This is a genomic window from Variovorax sp. SRS16, assembly GCF_901827165.1.
Classification (GTDB): domain Bacteria; phylum Pseudomonadota; class Gammaproteobacteria; order Burkholderiales; family Burkholderiaceae_C; genus Variovorax.
On sequence record NZ_LR594666.1, the window covers coordinates 2,439,786 to 2,464,693 of the forward strand.

Consider the following 24,908-nt stretch of genomic DNA (forward strand, 5'->3'; position numbering starts at 1 on the left):
AGACAGCCGCCGCCGGGCCGCTAAGGTGGCGTTCCATGATCTACGAGCTTCGTCTTTACGCCGTCGCGCCGGGGCGCATGGCCGACGTCCACGCGCGCTTCAACGAGCACTTTCCGGCACTGTTCGCCAAGCACGGCGTGGACTGCGTCGCGCGCTGGAATGCCGTGGCCGGTCCCGACGCGCCGCGCTTCGTCTACCTGATGGCCTACCGCGACTACGCGCAACGCGAGGCGGTGTGGGCCAGCTTCTATGCGGACGCCGAGTGGTGGTGCATCCGCGCCGAGACCAATGCGGGGCATGAGATGGTGGAGCGGCACGATCTGTTCTTCCTCAAGCCCAACGCGGCGTGGCCCGCGCCGTCGGCACGCGATGCCGGGACGGCGATCGGCGGATTGCACGAGCTGGTCCAGCAGCAGATCGCGCCAGGCCAGAACGCGCATGCCAACGCCTTTCTTCAGGAGACGTGGCTGCCGCGCGTGCGCAAGGCCGGCGCCCGGGTTCTGGCCGTCTGGGACATGGCCGCGGGTGCCGGCATGCAGAAGATCGTGCTGCTCTATGCATGGCCCGATGCGGCTGCGTGGCACGCGGGGCGCAGGTCGATGGACGGCGACGAGACACTGCAGGCGGCCTTCGCCGCGCAACGCAGGCAATACGGCACGGCACTGTTCGAGCGCAGCGAGGTCAACCTGCTCGACCCGGCGCCCGGGATGATCATTCGCGCGGGCCTTGGACGCGTCGCGGATTGATGCGCTAGGACGTCGGGCGCAGGCGTGTTGCCGCAGCCCGCTGCCGCAGACTGAGCGCCAACGCCGCGCCGATCGCCAGCAGCGCCGCCGCGCAGACCATGAACACCGGACGCGTGCCGATGCGGTCGACCACTGCCGAGGCGCCTGCCACGCCGGCGGCGATGCCCAGGAACATCGTGGAGGCGAACAGGCTCACGGCCGTTCCGCGCAGCGCGGGCACCATCTGCGTGGCCAGCGTCTGCAACGTGCCGTGCAGCATGTAGAAGCCCACGCCCGCGACCAGGCACGCCGGTAGCGCCAGCGCCCAGTGGCGGCCCACGGCGAGCACCAGCCAGCCGATGCCGAGCGCGATGCCGCCGGTGAAGACCATGCCGCTCTCGCCGAGCACGGCCAGCAGGCGGCGCGCCGCGAAGGCGTAGAAGAAGCCGCCGATGCCGTACAGGACGACCACGCCGGCCGCGGCCGACAGGGCCAGCCCGAACTCGCGCACCAGATAGGCCGGCAGGAAGGCGAGGCCGGAGAAGGCGAAGGCGCCTTCTGCCGCCACCACCAGCAGCATCCAGCGTGCCCAGGGCTCGGAGAGCACCCGCACGATGTCGCGCACGTGGCCATGCGGGGAGGGCGCGCGCACGGCCTCCGTGCGCACCTCGCGGTTCAGGCTGATCGCCAGGCCGCCGACGCAGAAGACCCCGGCCAGCAGCGCGAAAACGGCGCGCCAGCCCAGCCATTCGGTGAAGACGGCCGACACCCACTGTCCGGCGATCATTCCGCCCAGCGAGAGCATGAGGAAACGCGCCAGCACCGGCTGCCGCTCGTCGTAGGGCACGGTGTCGCCCACCCAGGCCAGCACCAGCGCGATGATTCCTGCCGCGGCGGCGCCGGCGAGAAAGCGCGCCAGCACCAGCATCTCGAGGCTCGTCGCGAACATCGCGAGCACGTTGCCCAGCACGCAGCCGAGTGCGGCGAAGCCGATGGTGCGACGCTTGCCGTAGCGATCGCCGAAGGGGCCGAACAGCAATTGCAGCAGGCCATAGGCCACCGCGTAGACCGAGACGGTGAGCGCGGCGCGTCCGGCCGTGACGCCGAAGGTCTGTGCCAGCGAGGGCAGCATCGGATCGCAGGCGCGCATCATGGCGCTGCTGCAGAAGTGCACCGTGGCGAGCGCCGCCAGGCCGCCCGGCCGCACACGGTTTACTGGCGTACCTTCGCGCAGCAGCGCTTCGGTATTCGCCTTCGGAACGGCCGGGCGGCTCATGCTTGCGCGTCCTGCTTCTCGAAGCCCGGCCGCGGGATCAGCGACAGCCAGGTGGTGCTGAGGCCGCCGTCGACCAGCACGTCCTGTCCGTTCACGTAGCCCGAGCGCGGGCTGGCCAGGAAGGCGACCACGTCGGCGATGTCCTTGGGTCCGCTGATGCGCCCCGCGGGCACGATGGATTCGCGCCTCGCCAGCACCGCCGGTTGCCGGTAGATGCCTTCGGTGAGCGGCGTGCGCACCATCGCCGGGCTGACGACGTTGCTGCGGATGCGGTGCTCGCCCAGTTCGACCGCCAGCAATTGCGACAGCATCTTCACGCCGGCCTTGCTCACGCTGTACGGACCGCTGTATGGCTGCGGCACGCGCCCCGAGATCGAGGCGACGTGCACCATGCTGCCGCCGCCCGCGGCCATCATCTGCCGGCCGAAGGCCTGCGCACACAGCAGGAAGCCGCTGAGGTTCACGGCCATCAGCTGGTTCCAGCGGTCGAGCTCGATGTCCATCAGCGCCGCGGCGTAGATGGTGGCCGCGTTGTTCACCAGCACGTCGCAGCGGCCCAGGTCGCGCGCCACGGTCGCCGCGGCGCGCTCCACGCTTGTTCTGTCGGTGATGTCGCAGCCGACCGCGATGGCGCGCGCACCCGTCTGCGCGATGCCGGCGGCGGCCTGGGCCGCGCCGGTTTCATCGCGGTCGAGCAACGCGACCCTGGCGCCGACCCGCGCGAGTTCGCGCGCGATCTCGGTGCCGATGCCGCCTGCTGCGCCGGTGACGACGCAGACCTTGTCTTCGAGTTGCAGCCAGGAATCTGTCATGGTGCAACTGTCCGGCGGGGGCATGTCGATGTCAGTCCCCTCGAAGGGGACGGCGTGCCGGCATGTACCGCCGCCGGGGGACTGTGGCGGCCGAAGCCGCGGCGTACATTGACGCCATGAACGCAGCCTTCAACGTCGAGACCGAATGGGTGCATCTCCAATACGAGGAGCGCGCCGCCTTCACCGAAACCTACGGCTTTTCCGGCAACCAGGGGGCGGTGAACCTCGAGGGCATTCGCTTCCGGCCCGCCGGCCATGAATCCGAAACGCTGATGGTGTTCATGCACCCGGCCTCCACGCTGCAACTGCTGCCGGTGCCGCGCGCCATGGCAGCGACCGGCGCGCACGTGCTGTGCGCCGGCAGCCGCTATCAACGCAACGACACCGCGCTGATCATGGAGAAGGTGTTCCTCGATCTGGGTGCCTACATCCGTCACGCCAGGGAGGTCTGGGGCTACCGCAAGGTGGTGCTGGTCGGCTGGTCCGGCGGCGGCGCATTGGCCGTGAGCTACCAGGCCGAGGCGGAGGCGCCCTCCATCACCCATACACCCGCCGGCGACCCGGTCAATGTGAAGGGCGCCGGATTGATCCCGGCCGACGCCGTGGTCTACCAGGCGGCGCATCTTTCACGCGCCCACTTGCTGGCCGAGGCCATCGACCCCTCGGTGACGGATGAGCTGAATCCCGACAGCCGCGACGTCGAACTCGACATCTACGATCCGCGCAACCCCCATCAGCCGCCGTACTCGCCCGCCTACATCGAGCGCTATCGTGCCGCGCAGCTGGCACGCATGCGGCGCATCACGGCCTGGGCGAAGCAGACGCTGGCCGAATTGAAGGCGCGCAACACCGGCGAGATCGAACGCCCCTTCATCGTGCACCGCACCCTTGCCGATCCGCGATTTCTCGACCCCACGCTCGACCCCAACGACCGCAAGCCGCACTGGTGCTACATGGGCAACCCGGAGACGGTGAACACCGGCCCGGTGGGGCTGGCGCGTTTCACCACCCTGCGTTCGTGGCTGTCGCAATGGTCGCTCGACGACTCCTGCGGCAATGGCCTGGAAGGCGCCCGGCGGATCAGCACGCCGCTGCTGGTGATCGAGAACAGCGCCGACGACGCGGCACCCCAGACGCATCCGAAGATGCTGTTCGAGGCAGCAGCCTCGCCCGACAAGACCTTTCGCATCATCCAGGGCGCGACGCACTACTACGCCGGCCAGCCGGAGTTGCTGCAGGAAGCGACGGAACTGATCCGTGGCTGGCTGCAGCAGCGCGGAATGCTGGCGCCATGACACCTTGAACGCCAAGGCGGCCATGGGGCTGGCGCTGATCGTCGTCGTCGTGACCCTGGCCACCGCGATGCAGCCGCTGGGCACCGACCTCTACCTGGCGGCGCTGCCCGCCATCCGCAACGAGTACGCGGCGAAGGTGGGCGTGGTGCAGCTCACGCTGGCCGTGCTGGTGTTCAGCTTCGGCCTCAGCCAGCTGCTGTGGGGGCCTGCCGCCGACCGCTTCGGCCGGCGGCCGGTGCTGCTGACGGGCTTTCTGCTCTACACCGCCGGGGCAGCGCTGGGTGCACTGGCGCCGGGCATCGAGGTGCTGATTGCCGTGCGCGCCATGCAGGGCCTGGGCATCGCCGCCACCATGGTGTGCGGTCGCGCCATCGTGCGCGACCTGTTCGAGCAGCAACGCGGCACGCACGTCATGACCATGGCCATGTCGATGCTGGCCTTTCTGACCATGCTGATCCCCGTGACCGGCGCACTGCTGACCGAGGCGCTGGGCTGGCGCTCCACGCTCTGGTCGATGGCGCTGTGCGGCGTGGGCGGCGCCGTGCTGGTGCTGCTGCGTGTGCCCGAGACGGCACCTGCGCTCAAACCCGATGCGCTGCGCCTGCGGCCGCTGTTCGCGGGCTATGCACGCATCGCCCGCAACCCGGCCTTCCGGTCCTGGACCTTGCTCAATTCCTTCGGCTACGCGGCCAACTTCGGCTTCTTTTCCAGTTCGGCCTATCTCTTCATCGAGACCTTCCGCGTCACGCGCGTGGGCTTCGGGCTCGTGATCGGCGGTGCGTCGATCACGTACCTCATCGGCACCATGCTGTGCCGGCGCTGGATCGCGGCGGACGGCATCGTGGCTTCGGTGCGCCGCGCCGGCTTCCTGTCGCTGGCGGCGGCGGCGCTGCTGATCGTGCCGCAGCTTGCCGATGCGCATTCGCCCGTCACGCTCACGGCGGGGCTCTGGCTGATGCTGCTGGCCTACGGCATCCACCAGCCCTGCGGCCACGTCGGCATGGCCACGCCGTTCCCGCTGCAGGCCGGCGCTGCCTCCGCGCTCGGCGGCTTTGTGTTCGCCGCCGCGGCCTTCCTCTGCGGCACCTGGATGGGGCTGCTCTACAGGAGCGGCAGCGCGGCCGTGCTGTCGCTCACCACCGGCGTGCTGGCAGCATCCACGGGCGTGATTGCCCTGACCCTGGTGCAGCGGCATGGTCGTGTCCAGCCTTGCGGCCCGCCGCATCCTGAATCTTCCATCCTTCATTTCAAGGGACCCTCATGAACAACGCCTACATCGTCGGCTGGGGCCACACGGCCTTCGGCAAACTGGACAACGTCGAACTCGAACAGCTCATTCGCGATGCGGTGCAGCCGGCACTGGACAGCGCCGGCGTGGAAGCTGGCGATATCGACGGCATCTTCGTCGGCCACTTCAACGCTGGCTTCGTCGGACAGGACTTCACCGCCGCGCTGCCTGCCGTGGCGATACCCGCCTTGCGCCACACGCCGGCCGTGCGCGCCGAGAACGCCTGTGCCACCGGCTCGGCAGCGATCTGGGCGGCGCTCGATGCGATGGCTGCAGGCCGCATGAAGCGCACGCTGGTGATCGGCATGGAACGGATGAACGGGCTGCGAACGCCGGAGGTGGCCGCCACGCTCATCAAGTGCGCCTACGTCAAGGAAGAGGGCAGCGACCCGGCCGGCTTCGCCGGCATCTTCGGCGGCATCGCGACGAGCTACTTCGATCGCTTCGGCGACCAGTCGGACGCGCTGGCGGCCATCGCGGCGAAGAATCACGCCAACGGCATGCACAACCCCTACGCGCACATGCGGCGCGACTTCGGCTTCGACTTCTGCCGCACGCCGTCCGAGAAGAACCCCTTCGTGTCAGGGCCGTTGAAGCGGTCCGACTGCTCCCTGGTGTCCGACGGCGCCGCGGCGCTGGTCCTGTCGACCGAGCCGCTGCCGGGCGCCCGGGCGCCGGCGGTGCGCTGGCGCTCGCGCACCCATGTCAATGATTTCCTGCCGATGTCTCGCCGCGACCCGACGAAGTTCGAAGGTGCTGCGATGGCGTGGCAGAAGGGGCTGGCCTCGGCCGATGCGAGCTTGGGCGATCTCTCCTTCGTCGAGACGCACGATTGCTTCACCATCGCCGAATTGCTGGAGTACGAAGCCATGGGCCTCGCGCCGCACGGCCAGGGCGCGCGCGTGATTCTCGACGGCGTGACGCGCAAGGACGGCAGGCTGCCCGTCAATCCCTCGGGCGGGTTGAAGTCGAAGGGTCACCCGATCGGCGCGACCGGCGTGTCGCAGCATGTGATGGCCGCCATGCAGCTCTCCGGCACCGCCGGCGGCATGCAGGTGGATGGCGCGCGCATGGGTGCGGTGTTCAACATGGGCGGCTCGGCCGTGGCCAGCTATCTCAGCATTCTGGAGTCCGCCTCGTGAATGCGGCGCAGGTCATGAACCTCGGGCGCCTGCTCACGCAGACGGCCCAATTGTTCGGGGATCGGCCGGCGCTGATCCAGGAAGGCGGGCCGACCTGGACCTGGGGCGAGATGGAACAGCGCGTGGCCGCGATGGCCGCGGCGCTGCACAAGCTGGGGCTGCGCAAGGGGGACCGCATCCTCGTGCAGTCGCGCAACAACCTGCAGATGTTCGAGAGTTGCTGGGTCGCTTTCCGGCTGGGCTGCATCTGGGTGCCGACCAACTTTCGCCTGACGCCGCCGGAGGTCGCCTACCTGGGTGCGTCCAGCGGGGCAAGCGCCATGATCGTGGAAGACGTGTTCGCGGGCCACACCGATGCCGTGCGCGAAGCATCGCCGGCGCTGAAGCACGTGATCGCGATCGGCCGGCCGCGTGCGGGTGAGCACGCCTACGAGGAACTGGTGCGCGAACATCGCGGCCAGTCCGCAGATCACGAGACCGTCGCCAGCGACGATCCGCTCTGGTTCTTCTATACCTCGGGCACCACCGGACGGCCCAAGGCCGGTGTGCTCACGCATGGGCAGATGGCCTTCGTCGTGACGAACCATCTGGCCGACCTGATCCCGGGAACGACCGAGCACGACCTTTCCATCGCGGTGGCGCCGCTGTCGCACGGCGCGGGCATTCACGCATTGCTGAACGTGGCGCGCGGCGCGGCGACGGTGTTGCCCGCCAGCGAGAAGCTCGACGCCGAGGCGGTCTGGCAGGCGATCGAGAAGCATCGGGTCACGAATCTTTTCACCGTGCCCACGATCGTGAAGCTCCTGGTGGAGCACCCGGCGGTGGACCGCTACGACCACAGTTCGCTGCGCTACATGATCTATGCCGGCGCGCCCATGTACCGCGCCGACCAGAAGCTGGCGCTGCAGAAGCTCGGCAAGGTGCTCGTGCAGTACTTCGGGCTTGGCGAGGTGACCGGCAACATCACCGTGCTGCCGCCCGCCATGCATTCGGATGACGACGCCGACCCGAATGCGAACATCGGATCGTGCGGCCGGGCGCGCACCGGCATGGAAGTGGCGATCCTCGATGCCGCGCTCCAGCGGCTACCGACGGGGGAGGTCGGTGAAATCTGCTGCCGGGGGCCGGCCGTGTTTTCGGGCTACCACGACAACGCGGAGGCCACCGGGAAGGCGCTGCGCGGCGGCTGGTTCCACACCGGCGACCTCGGCCGCATGGACGCGCGCGGGCTGCTCTACATCACGGGCCGTGAATCCGACATGTACATCTCGGGCGGCTCCAACGTCTATCCGCGCGAAGTGGAAGAAGTGCTGCTGACGCATCCTGCCGTCGCGGAGGTGGCGGTGCTGGGCGTGCCCGATGCCAGATGGGGCGAGGTCGGCGTGGCCATCGTGGTCCGCCGCGAAGGCGCGCAGGTGGACCGCGATGCGCTCATGGCGCATCTGGACGGCCGCTGCGCGCGCTATCGCTGGCCGCAGCGCGTGTTCTTCTGGGACATGCTGCCGAAGTCCGGCTACGGGAAGATCGCGAAGAAGGACATCCGGCAGCTGCTGCTCGATCGCGGCGAGATCGAGGCCTGATGTTGCCGCGCCGGGGTGGCCGATGGTTCAGTGCAGATCCCGGAGCTGAAAGGCGGGTGCCCTTGCCTGCTCGGCGGTCAGGCGAACGCCCTTTGCCAGCAGCCGGCGTGCGAGCATGTGGTCGCCCGGGCGGTTGATGGTTTCCACAGCCGCCAGCCGCTCGTTGCGAATGCAGAGGACGGTGTGCGCCTGCCCTTGCGGCTCTGGCAGTACCACGTGCTCGTCATCCACCGAGCGCAGGCCGGCAATCTGCAGCTTGATGTCGCCCTGGTCACTCCAGAACCACGGGACCGCGTTGTGCGAGACCGCCTTGCCCATGAGTCGTGCGGCCGCGCTTCGGGCCTGGTCGGACGCGTTCTGAACCGATTCGAGCCGTATCCGCCGACCGGATGCCGCGTCGGGAAAACCGGCCACGTCGCCGATGGCAGAAATCGCCGGATCGGAGGTGAGCAGCTTTTCGTCGACCGAGATGCCGTTGTCGACGGCCAGTCCGGCCTGCGTTGCAAGCTGCGTTCGGGGCTGTGCACCGATGCCGACGACGACGATGTCCGCCGGAAGCGTCTTGCCGTCCGCGGTATGGACGGCGGCGATCTTGCCGTTTCGTCCTTCGAGCGCGGAGACGCCGCAGCCGAACAGCAGGCGCGTACCTTTCTCCGTGTGCGAATCGGCGATGGTGCGCGCGCATTCGGGCGACACGGCGCGGGCCAATGCACGCGCTGCGACGTCGATGACGGTGACGTCGAGCCCGAGCGTGCGGGCGACGGCGGCGAATTCGAGGCCGATGAAGCCCGCGCCGGCCACCACGGCGCGGCGACCGGGTTGGAGACGTGGTCGCAGTCCGTCTGCGTCGCCCAGGGTGTGCAGACCCACGACGCCGTCGAGATCGGCACCCTGCAGGGCCATCTTCCGCGGGCTCGAACCGGTGGCTATCACGAGGTGGTCGTAAGCGATGCGCTGGCCTGATTGCAGCGAGATTCGCTGCGCCGTCCGATCGATGGACTCGACGCGTGTCCGCACGAGCTGCACATGTTGATCCTGGAAGAAGCGTTCGGGACGGAAATGCAGGTCGGAAGCCGATGCCTTGGCGAGAAGGTAAGCCTTGGAGAGCGGCGGTCGCTGGTAGGGAAGGCTCGCTTCATCGCCCACCAGCAGGATCTTGCCGCCGAAGCCTTCCTGGCGCAGGGATGCACAGCACTGGAATCCCGCGTGGCCCGCGCCGATGATGACGATCTGCTGCATGCCGGCCGGGCCGGGGCGGGGTTCGAATTCGTACGGAATCGGCCGGTTCATCTGCGTGTCTCCTGCGCAGGAATGATCGGCGCGAATGCATGCGCCGTATGTCCCTGCGGAAGGGGACGACAGACATCCCCCTGCCGCCGCCCGGACGCTCAGGTCGGCCTAGACCTTGATCATGGCTTCGGCGTCCTGCACCTTGCGGCGCGCCAGCGCCAGGTTGGCGCGGGCCTTGTCGAGCACGATATAGAAGAACAGGCCCGCGTTCGACGCGATGGGGCGGATGATGTGGTACTGCTTGCCCAGCGTGATCAGGATGTCGTCGATGCTGTCGTTCAGCTTGAGCGACTGCATCGTGCGCATCTTGGCGCGCACCACTTCGGTATTGCCGGCAGCCGCCAGCTCGATGTCGACGCCGGAGCCGGCCTGGCCCAGCACCATGCCCGAGTTGCTGTCGACGAGCGCGGCGCACATCGCGCCGTCGATCGACATGGCCTGGCTCAAGGATTGTTCGATGGATGCCATGGTTATCTACTCCCTTTCATTGCAATTGCAGAACGTTAGATCAAAGAAATGGCCTTGCCGATCTCGTCGGCGGCCCACAGGGCGGCACCCAGCAGCATGCCGGGTGCCAGCACCATGCACAGCAGCAGCCCGTCGCCCTTGCCCACCGGGCGTATGAGCAACTTGCCGTTCGGACTCTCCACGATCAGGCCGTCGCAGCCTTCATGGCCCACTTCGCGGCCGGCGGCGCGCGCCACGGCGATCAGCGAACCCGCCATGGCTGCGAATTGGGCCGATCGAGGCTCGCCCTGGTAGTGGACCGCGGCGACCTCGAAGCCATCCGGCGTCGCCAGCACCACGGTCGTCACCTTGGAGTGCGACTCGGTGTGTTGCTTCAGGACGGCGACATACCGGTCTCGCTTGGCGTGATGCACCGAGACGAATGGCTTGCGGTGGCGGGAATTGGTCATGGTGCTGGTCAGTACGCGGGGTCCGGCAGCACGGCGACCAGCAGTTCGAGCGCATCGAGCATCTGCTGCCTGTCCCGTACGTCGACCTGCATCACCGGAACCGCCCAGCCGGCACGGCCGGCGAGTTCTTCGGCAAAGTGCTGGATGAGCGCGGGATCCGCCGGCCGCGCAACCAGCACGACGACGGCCGCTTCGGGCGCGAGTTCGCTTGTCATCGCGATGGCGTGCTGCGCATGGTCGATGGCATCGGCCTCCGCGAGATCGACCAGCACCATCACGCCCATCGCGAAGCCGAGCAGCCAGCGGCGCATGAAATCGAAGCGGCTTTGACCGGGACTGCCGTAGACGTGCAATTCATCGCCGTTGCCCAAGCGCACGATGCCGAAGTCCGCGCCAACGGTGGTCGTGGCCTTCGCGTGGCGTTCGGTGTCCAGATTGGCGACATCGCAATCCACCACCGTGTCGCCGCAGAGCGCGCGCACGGCCGTTGTCTTTCCGATGCCCATCTCGCCGAAAAGCACGATGCGTGGTGCATTCATGAAGTGTGCGGCCCCGTGGGCACCGGCGTCGATCGTGCGCCGGAAAGCCATTGCCTTAGCTTGCCGATGAAGCCGGGCGTGGCCTGGCGATCGCCGATGGTTGTATTGACGAGTGCGGCCGCGGGCGCTTCGGAGATATACAGGGCATCCCTGCGTTGCAGGGCATTCAGCAATGCATCGATCTGGATGGCACTCAATTCGCAATTCTTGACAATCCAGTCCCGTGTCACCGCTTTTCTCGCCATGGCCGCCAATGCTCTCGAATGCGCGGGACTTGCCATTCCCGAATCCAGGCTGACCCAATGCCGGAGTCTGAAAGCGAGTGCGATGTCGCCGCCGAGCGGCATCGGCTGCGACTTGTTGTTGGCATCCCGGAGATTGAGAACACGAACAGCCGCCAGGTCGAGTGCCGCAATGAGCGATGCGACACCGTATGCGGCTTCCAGTCGAACGGCCTGAATCGGGCGTGCCTGCTTCGGCGCATCGCCGATGACAAGGGCAACCGCATCGGCGCGCACTTCAATGGCCCGGTCGACCACCACGACATCCGCGCCGATCGGTGCCACGGACTCCCACTGAACGATGCTGCGCGTCCGGGCGACATTGAACAATGCGTCGAATCGCATGCCCAGAGAAGCCGGCAGAAGCTCGGCACTGATACGAACCGTTTTTTTCATTTCCATTCGACATTCGATGCGGCATCCGGATTCGTCAAGATGAGTGAGTGCGATGAATGATTGATTCAATCCCCACAAAGAATCATCTGTGCGATTGGATGCGAGACAAGTGCGATGGGCAATCGTACCCATTCGCCGAGAGTCATTCGCCGCATTGCGAGGACTCTCTGCATTTCGCCATCATTGTTCAGATTTGCACTCTCGCATTGATTTGATAATTCCAAATCAATGCATGAGAACTTCTATTTGCGCTCAGCAGAGTTCAATGCGCATCGAAGATGCTCGGCGGCCAGTCGATCCGGATGCGGGTCTCGAACATGACGAAGACCGAAGACCGAAGGCCGAAGACCAAGGGCAGCGTCAGAGTGTCTGCACCACCGCGATCGCGCTGCGCACCGCGCCCTCGATGGTGGAAGGATAGGGGCCGTCGACATAGTCGCCGCAGGCCAGCAGGCCTGCCGCGATGCGCGGTCCCGGCCGCACCAGCGCCGGCGTGCAGGCAAAGCTCGCGCGGCGTTCCACCACGGTCTGCACGGCGCACAGATCTGTCAGCCCGAGCTGTTGCCGGGCTTGCGCCAGCACCTGGCCTTGCAGCGCGTCACGCGCCTCGTTGCTCGCACTGACGACGAAGGCGAGCAAGCCTCGAGGCCCGCCGAGCCGGCCACGATCGAAGACGAATTGCGCCGGTGCGCCGATGCCCGAACGCAATGCAAGCAGCGGCACGGGCAGCGAGGCGTTCGCCGCGACATAGACGGTGGCGATGCCTTCGTGCTGCAGTGCCTCGGCCGTCCGCGACCAGGCTGTCGCGTCGGCGTGCTCCGCGCCAGCGGCGAGGCGCGCGGCTTCCCACGGCGAACAGGCGAGAACCGCGCGATCGAAATGCTGGCCATCGATCTCCCAGCCGATCGTGCGACGCACGATGGCGTGGACGCGCGTGCCGGCATGGACCGTCGCGCCCTGCACGCCGAGCCAGCGCGCCGCTGCATCCGGCAGCAGGGCGCCGAGATCGACGCGCGGCAGCAGCAGGTCGGCGCCGCCGCGTTCGGCGAACAGGGCATCGTGCAGCACGCGCAGGAAGACCTGGCCGCTGGCCTGTTCGATGCGCGTGTTGAGCGCCGAGACGCACAGGGGCTCGACGAGTTCGCTCACGACGCGCGGCGTCAGCGATCCGCAGAGCCCGGCCACCGTGGCGCCCGGTTCGCAGCGAAAGCCGCTCGCGCGCCAGCCGATGGCGGTGCGCAGCAGCGCGGTCTTGTCGCGCCAGGACCAGCCGCGCGCACGGACGATGCCGGCCAGCAGGTCGAGCGGTGGCGGCCATCGGGGCACTTGCAGACCGCCGCCATCCGGAAAACGCAAGGTGAGCGGCAAGCGAAGCAGCACCGTCTCGGGATCGACGCCGACCGTCCGCATCAGCGCCAGCGTGGCGGCATAGGCGCCGATCAGGATGTGCTGGCCGTTGTCGAGCATCACCGGCTGACCGTCGGGCATCTGCGCCGGCAATGCGCGTGCGCGTCCCCCGAGCGTGCGCGCGGCCTCGAAAACGCTGACCGAATGTCCGCCGCGCGTGGCTTCGATCGCGCAGGCCAGGCCGGCCCAGCCGGCGCCGACGATCGCGACCTTCATGGACGCGAAGGCCGCCGCCGAGCGGTTGCCGTCATAGCTTGCCGAGCGCCTGCACGCGCCAGGCGAGCCAGAGCTTGCGCACCGGCGTCAGGCTGACACGCTGATGCAGCACCTGGAAGTTGTCGCGCTCGATCTCGCGCAGCAGGGTGCGGTAGATGCTGGCCATCATCAGCCCCGGTTTCTGCGTCCGGCGATCGGCCGGCGGGAGCAGGGCGATCGCCTCGTCGTAGGCCGCCTGCGCGCGCGCCGTCTGGAATTTCATGAGGGCGACGAAGCGTTCGGAGTGCACGCGGTTCAGTATCTCGTGCGCCTTGACGTCGAAACGCTGCAGCTCGTCGACCGGCAGGTAGATGCGTCCGCGCAAGGCGTCCTCGCCGACGTCGCGGATGATGTTGGTCAGCTGCAGCGCCAGGCCCAGCCTGTGGGCATAGGCGGTGGTCTGCGCATCGGTCTGGCCGAAGATGCGCGCCGCGCCTTCGCCGACCACGCCGGCCACCAGGTGGCAGTAGCGCCGCAGCGCGGGAAAGTCGAGGTAGCGCGTCTGCTCGAGGTCCATCTGGCAGCCCGCGATGACCTCGTGCAGCTGGCGTTCCTCGATGCCGTAGGCCGCGGCATGTGGCATCAGCGCCTGCATCACCGGATGGTGCGGCTGGCCGGCGAAGGATTGGGCGACCTCGGTGCGCCACCATGCGAGCTTGGTCGCCGCGACGCCGGGATCGCTGACTTCGTCGACCACGTCGTCGATCTCGCGGCAGAACGCATAGAAAGCGGTGATGGCTGCGCGCCGCGGCTTTGGCAGGAACAGGAAGGCGTAGTAGAAGCTGCTGCCCGAGGCCGCCGCCTTGTCCTGGACGTACTGCTCGGGATTCATCGTGAGGGCCTCATCATGCGGGCGATTGTCTCCGCATCCCGAAGGCTCGCCAGACCATCGGCAGCATGTCGGCCTTGCCGAGGGTCGGGCGCCGCGAGAAGCTATCGCAGCCTTGCGCCTCGATCCGGTCGAGGATGCGCTGGCCGCCCTGCACGACGAAGCGCAGTTCCCAGCCCGCACGCCCTGGCAGCCGGTGCACCAGCGGCGCGCCCTCGCGCATCAGTGCGCGGGCCCAGGCCACTTCGGTCGCCACCAGTGCGATGGCGGCCGGCGGCGGCGCGGCGGGCGCGAGCGGCCTGAAAGTCCTGAAGTCCCGGCCCGCCAGGCCGTGCATCGCGCTGTCGGCGCGCGGCAGATAGAAGCGGCCGCGCGGAAGATCGACGCTGAGGTCCTGCCAGAAGTTGATGAGCTGCAAGGCGCTGCAGATGGCATCGCTCTGCGCCAGCGCGATCGCGTCATCGACGCCGTAGAGATGCAGCAGCAGGCGGCCGACCGGGTTGGCCGAGCGGCGGCAATAGTCCAGCAGTCCACCGCGGTCGGCATAGCCGCTGCCGTCGCGCGTCTTCTCGATGTCCTGCATGAAGGCCGAGAGCAGGTCGGCCAGCAACCGCTCGGGCAGCGCGAACCCGTGCATTGCCTGCGCGAGCGGACCGAACACGCCGGGCCAGCGCGCCGAAGGCGCCTTGCCGCGTGCCACGGCGCCGAGATCGGCGCGGAAGGCATGCAGGTCGTCGAGCCGCTGCGCCGGGTCGGCGTCGCCTTCGTCGGCGATGTCGTCGGCCGTGCGCGCGAAGCCGTAGATGGCGGCGATCGGCGGCCGCAATCGCGGGGGGCACAGCCAGGAGGCGACCGGAAAATTCTCGTAGTGGGTGGATGGCACGCGGCGGATTGTGCGGCACGACCCGGTACGATCGGCCCCGCCAACGGCTCCATTCGATGAACACGACGACGCAGAAACTGAATCCCGCGGATGCTGCGCCTCGTGCGCACGCCGGTCCCGCCCTGATGATCGCCGCGCTGGGCGTGGTCTTCGGGGACATCGGCACTTCGCCGCTCTATGCCTTCAAGGAGACGATGAACCCGGCGCACGGCGTGCCGTTCACGCCGCAGGCGGTGCTGGGGCTGTTGTCGCTGATCTTCTGGGGGCTGATGTTCGTCGTGACGCTGAAGTACGTGGTGTTCGTGCTGCGTGCCGACCACGACGGCGAGGGCGGCATCCTGGCGCTGCAGGCGCTGGCGCGCAACGCGGTCTCCGGGCCGACGACCCGGCCCTGGGTCTGGCACGCGATCGGGCTGCTGGGCCTGGTCGGCGCCGCGATGTTCTATGGCGACAGCCTGATCACGCCCGCCATCTCGGTCCTGTCGGCGGTCGAAGGGCTGGAGGTGGAGGCGCCGGGCCTGCAGCACTTCGTGATCCCGATCACGATGCTGATCCTGATCGGTCTTTTCGCCGTGCAGCGCAAGGGCACCGGGGTGGTGGGCAAGGTGTTCGGCCCGGTGATGCTGCTGTGGTTTCTCGTGATCGCACTGGCGGGCCTGTGGCAGGTGCTGCGGCAGCCGCAGGTGCTGGCCGCGCTGGATCCGCGCTACGCGATCGGCTTCCTCGTGGTTCACCATGCGCAATCGCTCGCGGTGCTGGGCGCGGTCTTCCTGGCCTTCACCGGCGGTGAGGCGCTCTATGCGGACATGGGACATTTCGGCGCGAAGCCGATCCGGCTGGCGTGGCTCTTCATCGCGCTGCCCGGGCTGGTGCTCAACTATTTCGGCCAGGGCGCGCTGGTGCTGGCGAATCCCGCGGCCATCGACAACCCCTTCTTCCGGCTCTTTCCTTCGTGGGCGGTGCTGCCGATGGTGGTGCTGGCCGCGATGGCCACGGTGATCGCGTCGCAGGCGGTCATCTCGGGCGCGTTCTCGCTCACGGCGCAGGCCATGCGCATGGCCTACCTGCCGCGCATGCGCGTGGTGCAGACCTCGGGCGACGCCATCGGACAGATCTACGTGCCCGGCATCAACTGGTTGCTGATGGTGGGCGTGCTGCTGCTGGTGCTGGGCTTTCGCAGTTCGAGCGCGCTGTCGGCGGCCTACGGCATCGCGGTCTCGATCACGATGGTCACCACCACGCTGCTGGCCGGTGTGGTGGCGTTCCGGCTCTGGCGCTGGAACCGCGTGGCGGTCGTGATCGGCGTGCTGCTGTTCGCGGTGGTCGACGTGACCTTCGTGATCGCCAACAGCCTCAAGATCGCCGAAGGCGGCTGGATCACGCTGGCGGTGGCGGTGCTCGTGATGATCGTGTTCACCACCTGGGCCAAGGGCCGCCGCCTGGGGCTGGAGGCGGCGGAGGCGGAGCGCCTGCCGCTGGTGCCCTTCGTTGCGTCGCTGGCGGCCCATATGCCGCACCGGGTCAGGGGCACGGCCGTGTTCCTCAACGCGGATGCCGATTCGGTGCCGCATGCGCTGCTGCACAACCTCAAGCACAACCAGGTGCTGCACGAACAGGTGATCGTGCTGCGCGTGCTGACCTGCGACACGCCGCGCGTCGACGCTCGCCTGCGCATCGAGGCCGAGCCGCTCGGCCATGGCGTGTGGGTCGTCACCGCGCGGCACGGCTACATGGAGCGGCCCGACGTGCCCGAATTCATCCGCATCCTGGCCTACCAGAAGGGCCTGGCCTGCGATTCGATGACCACCTCGTACTTCGTTTCCCGTGCCTCGGTGGGCGACGAGCAGTTGCCGGGCATGAACCCGGTGCGCCGGGCCTTGTTCGGATGGATGCAGCGCAACGCGGGGCGCGCGTCCGACTACTTCGAACTGCCCGGCAACCGGCTGGTCGAAATGGGACAGCGGACTTAGCGACGCCGCGCAGGCTGTCATTGACAGCGATTGGCGTATACCCTAGATTACTAACCGGCTGGTCATTAATGACCCCGTTCGGCTTTTCAAGGGTGTTCCATGACCGCGTCGCTTTTCTCTCCGACTCACCCCCGCGCCTGGCTGTTGCTGGCCGTCCTCGCGCTGGTCGGCTGCTCGCGGCCGCCTGCCGCCGAGGAGCCGGTACGCGCGGTCAAGGTCATGGCCGTCGGTACCAGCGCCTATGGCACCGAGCCGGAGTTTTCCGGGCAGGTGCAGGCGCGCATCGAATCCGGCCTCGGCTTCCGGGTGGCCGGCAAGATCACGCGGCGGCAGGTCGATCTCGGCCAGCACGTGCAGGCGGGTCAGGTGCTGGCGCAGCTCGACCCTCAGGACTTTCGGCTCGCTGCCGAGGCCGCGCGTGCGCAGCAGGCCGCCGCGCTGACCAACCGCGACCTGGCGGCCGCGGACCTCAAGCGCTACCGCCAATTGCTCGAGCAGAAATTCATCAGCGGCGCCGATCTGGAAAAGCGCGAGACCACCTACAAGGCCGCGCAGGCCCAACTGGAGCAGGCGCAGGCGCAGCTGAGCTCGCAGGGCAACCAGGCCGCCTACACGACGTTGGTGGCCGATGTCCCCGGCATCGTGACCGCGGTCCAGGCAGAGCCGGGGCAGGTCGTCTCGGCCGGCATGCCGGTGCTGCGCATCGCTCAGGACGGCGCGCGCGACGTGGTGTTCGCCGTGCCCGAAGACCGCGCGGCGCTCATCAAGCCGGGTTCACCCGTCAGCGTGCGCGGCTGGGCCGGCGGCAGCGCGCTCGAGGGCAAGGTGCGCGAAGTGGCGGCCAGCGCCGATGCCGTCACGCGCACCTATGCGGTCAAGGTGGCGATCGATCCGGTGACAGCGCCGGCGCTGGGTGCGACGGTCTACGCACGGCCGCAGGCGCTGTCGCACGCCGGCGCGCCGGTGCTGAAGCTGCCGACCAGCGCGCTGCGCCAGGAAGGAAAGGGCACGGCGGTCTGGGTGCTCGACAAGGACAGCATGACCGTGCGTTCGCAGCCGGTCCAGGTCGCGACCGCCGACGGCAACGACGCGGTGATCGCCGAAGGCATCGAGCCGGGCATGCTGGTGGTGGTGGCCGGCGTGCATGTGCTGTCGCCGGGGCAGAAGGTGTCGATCTACCGGGAGAAGTCGGCCACAGCGCCGGTGGGCCCGGCGCAGCAGGACGGCAGGATGCCGGCACCCGCGACCGCTGCTGCGGTCGCCCTGCGCTGAGTCCGCGTTCATGAGCTCGCAGATCGCCGAGACCGGCAAGCCCGGCTTCAATCTCTCGAAATGGGCGCTCGACCATGCGCCGCTCACGCGCTACCTGATGGTGGTGCTGATCGTGCTGGGCTTCGCGTCCTACTTCCAGCTCGGGCAGGACGAGGATCCGCCGTTCACCTTCCGTGCGATGGTGATCCGCACCTACTGGCCCGGCGCGACCGCGCAGCAGATGGCCGAGCAGGTGACGGACAAGCTCGAGCGCACGCTGCAGGAAGCACCCTATGCGGACAAGATCCGCAGCTACTCCAAGCCCGGCGAGTCGCAGATCATCTTCGAGATCAAGGATTCGTCGAAGTCGGCCGACGTGCCGAACGTCTGGTACACGGTGCGCAAGGACATCGGCGACATGCGAAGCACCTTGCCGGCGGGCATCCAGGGGCCGTTCTTCAACGACGATTTCGGCGATGTCTACGGCGTGATCTACGCGCTGGAAGGCGACGGCTTCAGCTATGCCGAGCTCAAGACCTTTTCCGACGACGTGCGTCAGCGGCTGCTGCGCGTGAAGGACGTCGCCAAGGTCGATCCGTTCGGCATCCAGGACGAGAAGGTGTACATCGAGGTGTCGCAAAAGCGCGTGGCGCAGCTCGGGCTGGACTTCAATGCGGTACTGGCGCAGATCGGATCGCAGAACGCGGTCGAGAGCGCGGGCACCATCCAGTCGCCGCAGGACGTGGTGCAGGTGCGCGTGGCCGGGCAGTTCACCAGCGTCGAGCAGCTGCGCGCGATGCCGATCCGGGGCAGTTCCGGCAACCAGCTGCGCCTGGGCGACATCGCGGACATCCACCGCGGCTACGTCGATCCGCCGGCGGTCAAGGTGCGGCACCAGGGCAAGGAGGTGATCGCGCTCGGCGTCTCGATGGCCAAGGGCGGCGACATCATCGCGCTCGGCAAGGCGCTGAAGCTCGCCACGGCCGGCATCCAGAAGCAGTTCCCGGTCGGCGTGAACCTCGCGCAGGTGCAGGACCAGCCGGTGTCGGTCGCCGACTCGGTCAACGAATTCGTCGGCGTGCTGATCGAGGCGGTGGCCATCGTGCTGGCCGTGAGCTTCATCGCGCTCGGGCTGCACAAGGGCGGGCGCTTCGGCTGGTACGTCGATATCCGGCCCGGGCTGGTGGTGGCGATCACCATTCCGCTGGTGCTGGCCGTGACCTTCCTGGCCATGAACTACTTCGGCATCGGGCTGCACAAGATATCGCTCGGCTCGCTGATCATCGCGCTCGGCCTCTTGGTCGACGACGCGATCATCGCGGTCGAGATGATGGTGCGCAAGATGGAGGAAGGCTACGACAAGGTGCGCGCCGCCACCTTCGCCTACGACGTGACGGCCAAGCCGATGCTCACGGGCACGCTGATCACGGCGGCCGGCTTCCTGCCGATCGGCCTCGCGAAATCGGTGACGGGCGAATACACCTTCGCGATCTTCGCGGTCACGGTGATCGCGCTGGTGCTGAGCTGGATCGTCTCGGTGTACTTCGTGCCCTACCTCGGCACGCTGCTGCTCAAGGTCAAGCCGCACGATCCCGACGCGCCGCCGCACGAACTCTTCGACACGCCCTTCTACAACACCTTCCGCCGCATGGTGAACTGGTGCGTGGAACACCGCTGGCTCACCATCGGCGCCACGCTGCTGACCTTTGCGCTCGGTATCGCCGGCATGGGCCGCGTGCAGCAGCAGTTCTTTCCCGATTCGAGCCGGCCCGAGATCCTGGTCGAGTTGTGGTTTCCGGAAGGCACCTCCTTCGCGGCCAACGAGCAGGTGGCCAAACGGGTCGAGGCGCGGCTGCTGAAGGAGGAAGGCATCGCCACCGTCACCAGCTGGATCGGATCCGGCGTGCCGCGCTTCTATCTGCCGCTGGACCAGGTTTTCCCGCAGAGCAACGTGTCGCAGATGATCGTGCTGGCCAAGGACTTGAAGGTGCGGGAGGCGCTGCGCATCAAGCTGCCGGCCGTGCTCGCAGAGGAGGCCCCCGAGGCGCGCGGCCGCGTCAAGCTGCTGCCTAACGGGCCGCCGGTGCCGTACCCGGTGCAGTTCCGCGTGATCGGCACCGACCCCGCCCAGCTGCGTGTGCATGCCGACGAGGTGAAGGCGGTGATGCGCGGCAACCCCAACATGCGCGGCGTCAACGACAACTGGAACGAGTCGGTGAAAGTGATCCGCCTGGACGTCGACCAGGCCAAGGCGCGCGCACTCGGCGTGACGAGCCAGGCGATCGCGCAGGCCTCGCGCACCATGTTCAGCGGCACGACGGTCGGCCAGTACCGCGAGAACGATCTGCTGATCGACATCGTGCTGCGGCAGTCGCCCGACGAGCGCGGGGCGATCTCGGACATCGGCAATGCCTACCTGCCGACCAGTTCGGGCGCGTCGATTCCGCTGGCGCAGATCGCCAGGCCGGTCTTCACCTGGGAGCCCGGCGTGATGTGGCGCCAGAACCGCGACTACGCGATCACCGTGCAGGGCGACATCGTCGAAGGGCTTCAGGGTGCGACCGTCACCGGCCAGCTGCTGCCGAAGCTGCGCGAACTCGAAGCCAAATGGCGTGCCGATGGCGACGGCGCCTACCGCATCGAGGTCGCCGGTGCGGTGGAGGAGAGCAGCAAGGGCTCGGCCTCGATCGTGGCCGGCGTGCCGATCATGCTGTTCCTGGTGTTCACGCTGCTGATGCTGCAGCTGCACAGCTTCAGCCGTTCGCTGCTGGTGTTCATCACCGGGCCGCTGGGCATTGCCGGCGTGGCGATGGCGTTGCTGGTGCTGGACCGGCCCTTCGGCTTCGTCGCGCTGCTCGGCGTGATCGCACTGATGGGGATGATCCAGCGCAACGCCGTGATCCTGATCGACCAGATCGAGCACGACCGCGCGGCCGGCGTGCCGACCTGGGACGCCATCGTCGAATCCGCGGTGCGGCGGCTGCGGCCGATCGTGCTGACCGCGGCAGCGGCGGTGCTGGCGATGATCCCGCTGTCGCGCAGCGTGTTCTGGGGGCCGATGGCGGTCGCGATCATGGGCGGGCTGATCGTCGCCACTGTGCTGACGCTGCTGGCATTGCCTGCGATGTATGCCGCCTGGTTCCGGGTCCGGCGCGAGGGTGAGGTGCAGCCGGAAGAGGGTCTGGTTAGCGTTTAAAATGCGCGGTTGCCTGAAATACGGGACCGCGCGGGTGGCGAAATTGGTAGACGCACCAGGTTTAGGTCCTGACGCCAGCAATGGCGTGCCGGTTCGAGTCCGGCCCCGCGCACCAGACACAGACCCTCACAAGGAAGACACAAAATGACCGTGAACGTTGAAACCCTCGAGAAGCTCGAACGCAAGATCACGCTGACCTTGCCCGTCGGCACCATCCAGTCCGAGGTCGATTCGCGCCTCAAGAAGCTGGCCCGCACCGTCAAGATGGACGGCTTTCGTCCCGGCAAGGTGCCGATGAACGTCGTGGCCCAGCGCTACGGCTATTCCGTCCACTACGAGGTCATGAACGACAAGGTCGGCGAGGCCTTCTCGCAGGCGGCCAACGAAGCCAAGCTGCGCGTCGCCGGTCAGCCGCGCATCACCGAGAAGGAAGACTCGCCCGAAGGTGAACTCGCGTTCGACGCCGTCTTCGAGGTCTTCCCCGACGTCAAGATCAGCGACCTGTCCGCAGCCGAAGTCGACAAGCTCAGCGCCGACGTGGGCGACGAGGCGATCGACAAGACGCTCGACATCCTGCGCAAGCAGCGCCGCACCTTCGCGCAGCGCGCGCAGGACGCCGCCGCGCAGAACGACGACCGCGTCACGGTCGATTTCGAAGGCAAGATCGACGGCGAACCCTTCCAGGGCGGCAAGGCCGAGGACTTCCAATTCATCATCGGCGAAGGCCAGATGCTCAAGGAATTCGAGGACGCGGTGCGCGGTCTCAAGGCCGGCGACAGTCGCACCTTCCCGCTCTCGTTCCCGGCCGACTACCACGGCAAGGACGTGGCCGGCAAGCAGGCCGACTTCATGGTCACCGTGAAGAAGATCGAGTCCACCCACCTGCCCGAAGTCAACGAGCAGCTCGCCAAGTCGCTCGGCATCGCCGAAGCCACGGTCGAGGGCTTGCGCGCCGACATCAAGCGCAACCTGGAGCGCGAAGTCAAGTTCCGCTTGCTGGCCCGCAACAAGAACGCGGTGATGGACACGCTGATCGCCAACGCCGAACTCGACCTGCCGAAGTCGAGCGTGCAGGCCGAGGTCGACCGCATGGTCGAGGGCGCGCGCGCCGAACTCAAGCAGCGCGGCATCAAGGATGCCGACAAGGCGCCGATCCCCGACGACGTGTTCCGCCCGCAGGCCGAGCGCCGCGTGCGCCTGGGCCTGGTGGTGGCCGAGCTGGTGCGCGCCAACAACCTGCAGGCCAAGCCGGAGCAGATCAAGGCCCACATCGACGAACTCGCGGCCAGCTATGAGAAGCCGGCCGACGTGGTGCGCTGGTATTTCAGCGACAACCGCCGACTGGCCGAGGTCGAGGCGGTCGTGATCGAGAACAACGTGACGGATTTCGTGCTCGGCAGGGCCAAGGTCAATGCCAAGTCGGTGTCCTTCGACGAGTTGATGGCGCAACAGGGCTGAGCACGCCGGCCCGCCTGCGATCCATGGGGCTTGTGCTTTGCAGCACGAGCCCCATGTCGTCTGGGTACAGTACCAACCCCTCTGGAGAGCAAACATGAGCGCACAGGAAATTCAGGGCCTCGGCATGGTTCCGATGGTCATCGAGCAATCGGGTCGCGGCGAGCGGTCCTATGACATCTATTCGCGCCTGCTCAAGGAGCGTGTGATCTTCCTGGTCGGCGAAGTCAACGACCAGACCGCCAACCTCGTGGTCGCGCAGCTGCTGTTTCTGGAAAGCGAGAACCCCGACAAGGACATCTCGTTCTACATCAACTCCCCCGGCGGCAGCGTGAGCGCCGGCATGGCGATCTACGACACCATGCAGTTCATCAAGCCCGACGTGTCGACGCTGTGCATCGGCTTCGCGGCCAGCATGGGCGCCTTCCTGCTGGCGGCCGGCGAGAAGGGCAAGCGTTTTTCGCTGCCCAATTCGAAGGTCATGATCCACCAGGTGCTCGGCGGCGCCCGCGGGCAGGCCACCGACATCGAGATCCACGCACGCGACATCCTCAAGACGCGCGAGCAGATGAACCGCATCCTGGCCGAGCGCACCGGCCAGTCGCTGGAGAAGATCGCGCGCGACACCGAGCGCGATTACTTCCTGACCGCGGACGAATCCAAGGAATACGGCCTGATCGACCAAGTGATCGCCAAGCGCAGTTGAGTTCCAAGGCGCTGCGGCGTCCCGGCAACAGCGGCGTTTTCCACACGGAGAACGCCGTTTTTGTTTCGCTATCATTGCTACACCCCTGTTACGAGGCATTTGCCCATGGCCGAGAAAAAAGGCTCCTCCAGCGAAAAAACGCTTTACTGCTCGTTCTGCGGGAAGAGTCAGCACGAGGTCAAGAAGCTCATCGCGGGACCTTCGGTCTTCATCTGTGATGAATGCATCGACCTGTGCAACGAGATCATCCGCGACGAGCTTCCCGCCGGTGAAGAGACGCGGGAGGCGCGCAGCGACCTGCCCACGCCGCTCGAGATCAAGTCCAACCTCGACAGCTATGTGATCGGCCAGGAGCCCGCCAAGCGCATGCTGGCGGTCGCGGTCTACAACCATTACAAACGTCTGCGCCACAAGGAAAAGGCCAAGAGCGACGATGTCGAACTCAGCAAGAGCAACATCCTGCTGATCGGACCGACCGGCTCTGGCAAGACGCTGCTCGCCCAGACCTTGGCGCGCATGCTCGACGTGCCCTTCGTGATGGCGGACGCCACCACGCTGACCGAGGCCGGCTACGTCGGCGAGGACGTCGAGAACATCATCCAGAAGCTGCTGCAGAGCTGCAACTACGAAGTCGAGCGCGCGCAGCGCGGCATCGTCTACATCGACGAGATCGACAAGATCTCGCGCAAGTCCGATAACCCGTCGATCACGCGTGACGTGTCGGGCGAGGGCGTGCAGCAGGCCTTGCTCAAGCTGATCGAAGGCACCATGGCCAGCGTGCCGCCGCAGGGCGGGCGCAAGCACCCCAACCAGGACTTCCTGCAGATCGACACCACCAACATCCTGTTCATCTGCGGCGGTGCCTTTGCCGGCCTCGAGAAGGTGATCGAGAACCGCACCGAAGCCTCTGGCATCGGCTTCGGCGCTTCGGTCAAGAGCAAGAAGCAGCGCAGCGTCACCGAAGTGTTCAAGGAAGTCGAGCCGGAAGACCTGATCAAGTTCGGCCTGATCCCCGAACTCGTCGGCCGGATGCCGGTCGTGGCTTCGCTGGCTGAGCTGAGCGAGGACGCGCTGGTGCAGATCCTGACCGAGCCGAAGAACGCAGTGGTCAAGCAGTTCACCAAGCTGCTGCTCATGGAAGGCGTCGACCTCGAGATCCGTCCCGCGGCGCTCAAGGCGATCGCGCGCAAGGCGCTGGCCCGCAAGACGGGCGCACGCGGACTGCGCTCGATCCTCGAGCAATCGCTGATCGACACCATGTTCGAACTGCCGAATGCCACCAACGTCGACAAGGTCGTGGTCGAAGAATCCACAATCGACGAAAACAAGCCGCCGCTGCTCGTGTACCGCGAGGCGGCCAAGAAGGCCTGAGTGAACTTCGGGCCGGCCGCTTCCCTCCGGGCGTCCGGCGTCTT

Annotated in this window: 21 protein-coding genes and 1 tRNA gene; 12 read left to right on the top strand and 10 right to left on the bottom strand. The window is 67.3% G+C overall.

Annotated elements, in window-relative coordinates; all coding sequences use genetic code 11:
* The first annotated feature begins 35 nt into the window (after positions 1 to 35).
* On the top strand, positions 36 to 746 hold the full coding sequence (locus tag E5P2_RS11820) for an NIPSNAP family protein (RefSeq protein WP_162567276.1): 711 nt from the start codon (positions 36 to 38) through the stop codon (positions 744 to 746).
* A 4-nt stretch (positions 747 to 750) separates the two neighbouring features.
* On the opposite strand, the gene E5P2_RS11825 is transcribed toward E5P2_RS11820, so the two are convergent.
* Positions 751 to 2,001, bottom strand: a complete 1,251-nt coding sequence (locus E5P2_RS11825) for an MFS transporter (protein WP_162567277.1) — start codon at positions 1,999 to 2,001, stop codon at positions 751 to 753.
* On the bottom strand, positions 1,998 to 2,813 hold the full coding sequence (locus tag E5P2_RS11830) for an SDR family NAD(P)-dependent oxidoreductase (RefSeq protein WP_162567278.1): 816 nt from the start codon (positions 2,811 to 2,813) through the stop codon (positions 1,998 to 2,000). Before E5P2_RS11830 ends, E5P2_RS11825 begins: the two co-directional genes overlap by 4 nt.
* 116 nt (positions 2,814 to 2,929) lie before the next feature.
* Here E5P2_RS11830 and E5P2_RS11835 point away from each other — a divergent pair, with 116 nt between their 5' ends.
* The 4 genes from E5P2_RS11835 to E5P2_RS11850 are packed head-to-tail and all read left to right on the top strand — an operon-like array spanning position 2,930 to position 8,118.
* Positions 2,930 to 4,108: an alpha/beta hydrolase gene (locus E5P2_RS11835; protein WP_162567279.1), complete on the top strand. Its 1,179-nt coding sequence runs from the start codon at positions 2,930 to 2,932 to the stop codon at positions 4,106 to 4,108.
* Positions 4,071 to 5,372, top strand: a complete 1,302-nt coding sequence (locus tag E5P2_RS11840) for an MFS transporter (protein WP_232080670.1) — start codon at positions 4,071 to 4,073, stop codon at positions 5,370 to 5,372. The genes E5P2_RS11835 and E5P2_RS11840 overlap by 38 nt, the downstream gene beginning before the upstream one ends.
* Positions 5,369 to 6,538 carry an acetyl-CoA acetyltransferase gene (locus E5P2_RS11845; RefSeq protein WP_162567281.1) on the top strand — a complete coding sequence of 390 codons (1,170 nt, stop codon included), beginning with the start codon at positions 5,369 to 5,371 and terminating at the stop codon, positions 6,536 to 6,538. The genes E5P2_RS11840 and E5P2_RS11845 overlap by 4 nt, the downstream gene beginning before the upstream one ends.
* A gap of 14 nt (positions 6,539 to 6,552) precedes the next feature.
* Positions 6,553 to 8,118: an acyl-CoA synthetase gene (locus E5P2_RS11850; RefSeq protein ID WP_232080905.1), complete on the top strand. Its 1,566-nt coding sequence runs from the start codon at positions 6,553 to 6,555 to the stop codon at positions 8,116 to 8,118.
* A gap of 27 nt (positions 8,119 to 8,145) precedes the next feature.
* Here E5P2_RS11850 and E5P2_RS11855 read toward each other — a convergent pair whose 3' ends face one another.
* The 8 genes from E5P2_RS11855 to hpnC form a co-directional block, all read right to left on the bottom strand.
* The gene (locus tag E5P2_RS11855; RefSeq protein ID WP_162567283.1) at positions 8,146 to 9,408 is read right to left on the bottom strand and encodes an NAD(P)/FAD-dependent oxidoreductase; all 1,263 of its coding nucleotides are present in this window, start codon (positions 9,406 to 9,408) and stop codon (positions 8,146 to 8,148) included.
* 108 nt (positions 9,409 to 9,516) lie between these two features.
* The gene (locus tag E5P2_RS11860) at positions 9,517 to 9,876 is read right to left on the bottom strand and encodes a hypothetical protein (RefSeq protein WP_162567284.1); all 360 of its coding nucleotides are present in this window, start codon (positions 9,874 to 9,876) and stop codon (positions 9,517 to 9,519) included.
* Positions 9,877 to 9,911: 35 nt separating this feature from the next.
* Positions 9,912 to 10,325 (bottom strand): roadblock/LC7 domain-containing protein, encoded by a 414-nt coding sequence (locus E5P2_RS11865; RefSeq protein WP_162567285.1) that lies wholly within the window; start codon positions 10,323 to 10,325, stop codon positions 9,912 to 9,914.
* 8 nt (positions 10,326 to 10,333) lie between these two features.
* A complete protein-coding gene (locus E5P2_RS11870; RefSeq protein ID WP_162567288.1) occupies positions 10,334 to 10,864 on the bottom strand; it encodes a GTP-binding protein in 531 nt (176 codons plus the stop codon).
* Positions 10,861 to 11,547 carry a hypothetical protein gene (locus E5P2_RS11875; RefSeq protein WP_232080671.1) on the bottom strand — a complete coding sequence of 229 codons (687 nt, stop codon included), beginning with the start codon at positions 11,545 to 11,547 and terminating at the stop codon, positions 10,861 to 10,863. Before E5P2_RS11875 ends, E5P2_RS11870 begins: the two co-directional genes overlap by 4 nt.
* A gap of 354 nt (positions 11,548 to 11,901) precedes the next feature.
* Complete coding sequence (gene hpnE / locus E5P2_RS11880; protein ID WP_162567292.1) at positions 11,902 to 13,164, bottom strand: hydroxysqualene dehydroxylase HpnE; 1,263 nt, start codon at positions 13,162 to 13,164, stop codon at positions 11,902 to 11,904.
* 31 nt (positions 13,165 to 13,195) lie between these two features.
* Complete coding sequence (gene hpnD / locus E5P2_RS11885) at positions 13,196 to 14,035, bottom strand: presqualene diphosphate synthase HpnD (protein ID WP_162567294.1); 840 nt, start codon at positions 14,033 to 14,035, stop codon at positions 13,196 to 13,198.
* 13 nt (positions 14,036 to 14,048) lie between these two features.
* The gene (gene hpnC, locus E5P2_RS11890) at positions 14,049 to 14,915 is read right to left on the bottom strand and encodes a squalene synthase HpnC (RefSeq protein ID WP_232080672.1); all 867 of its coding nucleotides are present in this window, start codon (positions 14,913 to 14,915) and stop codon (positions 14,049 to 14,051) included.
* A 56-nt stretch (positions 14,916 to 14,971) separates the two neighbouring features.
* Between hpnC and E5P2_RS11895 the strand changes: the two genes are divergently transcribed.
* From E5P2_RS11895 to clpX, 7 genes are all read left to right on the top strand, one after another.
* Positions 14,972 to 16,885 carry a potassium transporter Kup gene (locus E5P2_RS11895; RefSeq protein ID WP_174262660.1) on the top strand — a complete coding sequence of 638 codons (1,914 nt, stop codon included), beginning with the start codon at positions 14,972 to 14,974 and terminating at the stop codon, positions 16,883 to 16,885.
* A 99-nt stretch (positions 16,886 to 16,984) separates the two neighbouring features.
* Positions 16,985 to 18,157: an efflux RND transporter periplasmic adaptor subunit gene (locus E5P2_RS11900; protein WP_162567296.1), complete on the top strand. Its 1,173-nt coding sequence runs from the start codon at positions 16,985 to 16,987 to the stop codon at positions 18,155 to 18,157.
* 10 nt (positions 18,158 to 18,167) lie between these two features.
* Positions 18,168 to 21,332 (top strand): efflux RND transporter permease subunit, encoded by a 3,165-nt coding sequence (locus E5P2_RS11905; protein WP_162567298.1) that lies wholly within the window; start codon positions 18,168 to 18,170, stop codon positions 21,330 to 21,332.
* Between the two features lie 28 nt (positions 21,333 to 21,360).
* Positions 21,361 to 21,447, top strand: a tRNA-Leu gene (locus E5P2_RS11910).
* Positions 21,448 to 21,476: 29 nt separating this feature from the next.
* The gene (tig, locus tag E5P2_RS11915; RefSeq protein ID WP_162567300.1) at positions 21,477 to 22,790 is read left to right on the top strand and encodes a trigger factor; all 1,314 of its coding nucleotides are present in this window, start codon (positions 21,477 to 21,479) and stop codon (positions 22,788 to 22,790) included.
* Between the two features lie 94 nt (positions 22,791 to 22,884).
* Positions 22,885 to 23,493 carry an ATP-dependent Clp endopeptidase proteolytic subunit ClpP gene (gene clpP / locus E5P2_RS11920; RefSeq protein ID WP_162567302.1) on the top strand — a complete coding sequence of 203 codons (609 nt, stop codon included), beginning with the start codon at positions 22,885 to 22,887 and terminating at the stop codon, positions 23,491 to 23,493.
* A 105-nt stretch (positions 23,494 to 23,598) separates the two neighbouring features.
* Entirely contained in the window at positions 23,599 to 24,864 is a 1,266-nt protein-coding gene (gene clpX, locus E5P2_RS11925) for an ATP-dependent Clp protease ATP-binding subunit ClpX (protein WP_162567303.1), read from the top strand.
* The last annotated feature ends 44 nt before the right edge of the window (positions 24,865 to 24,908 follow it).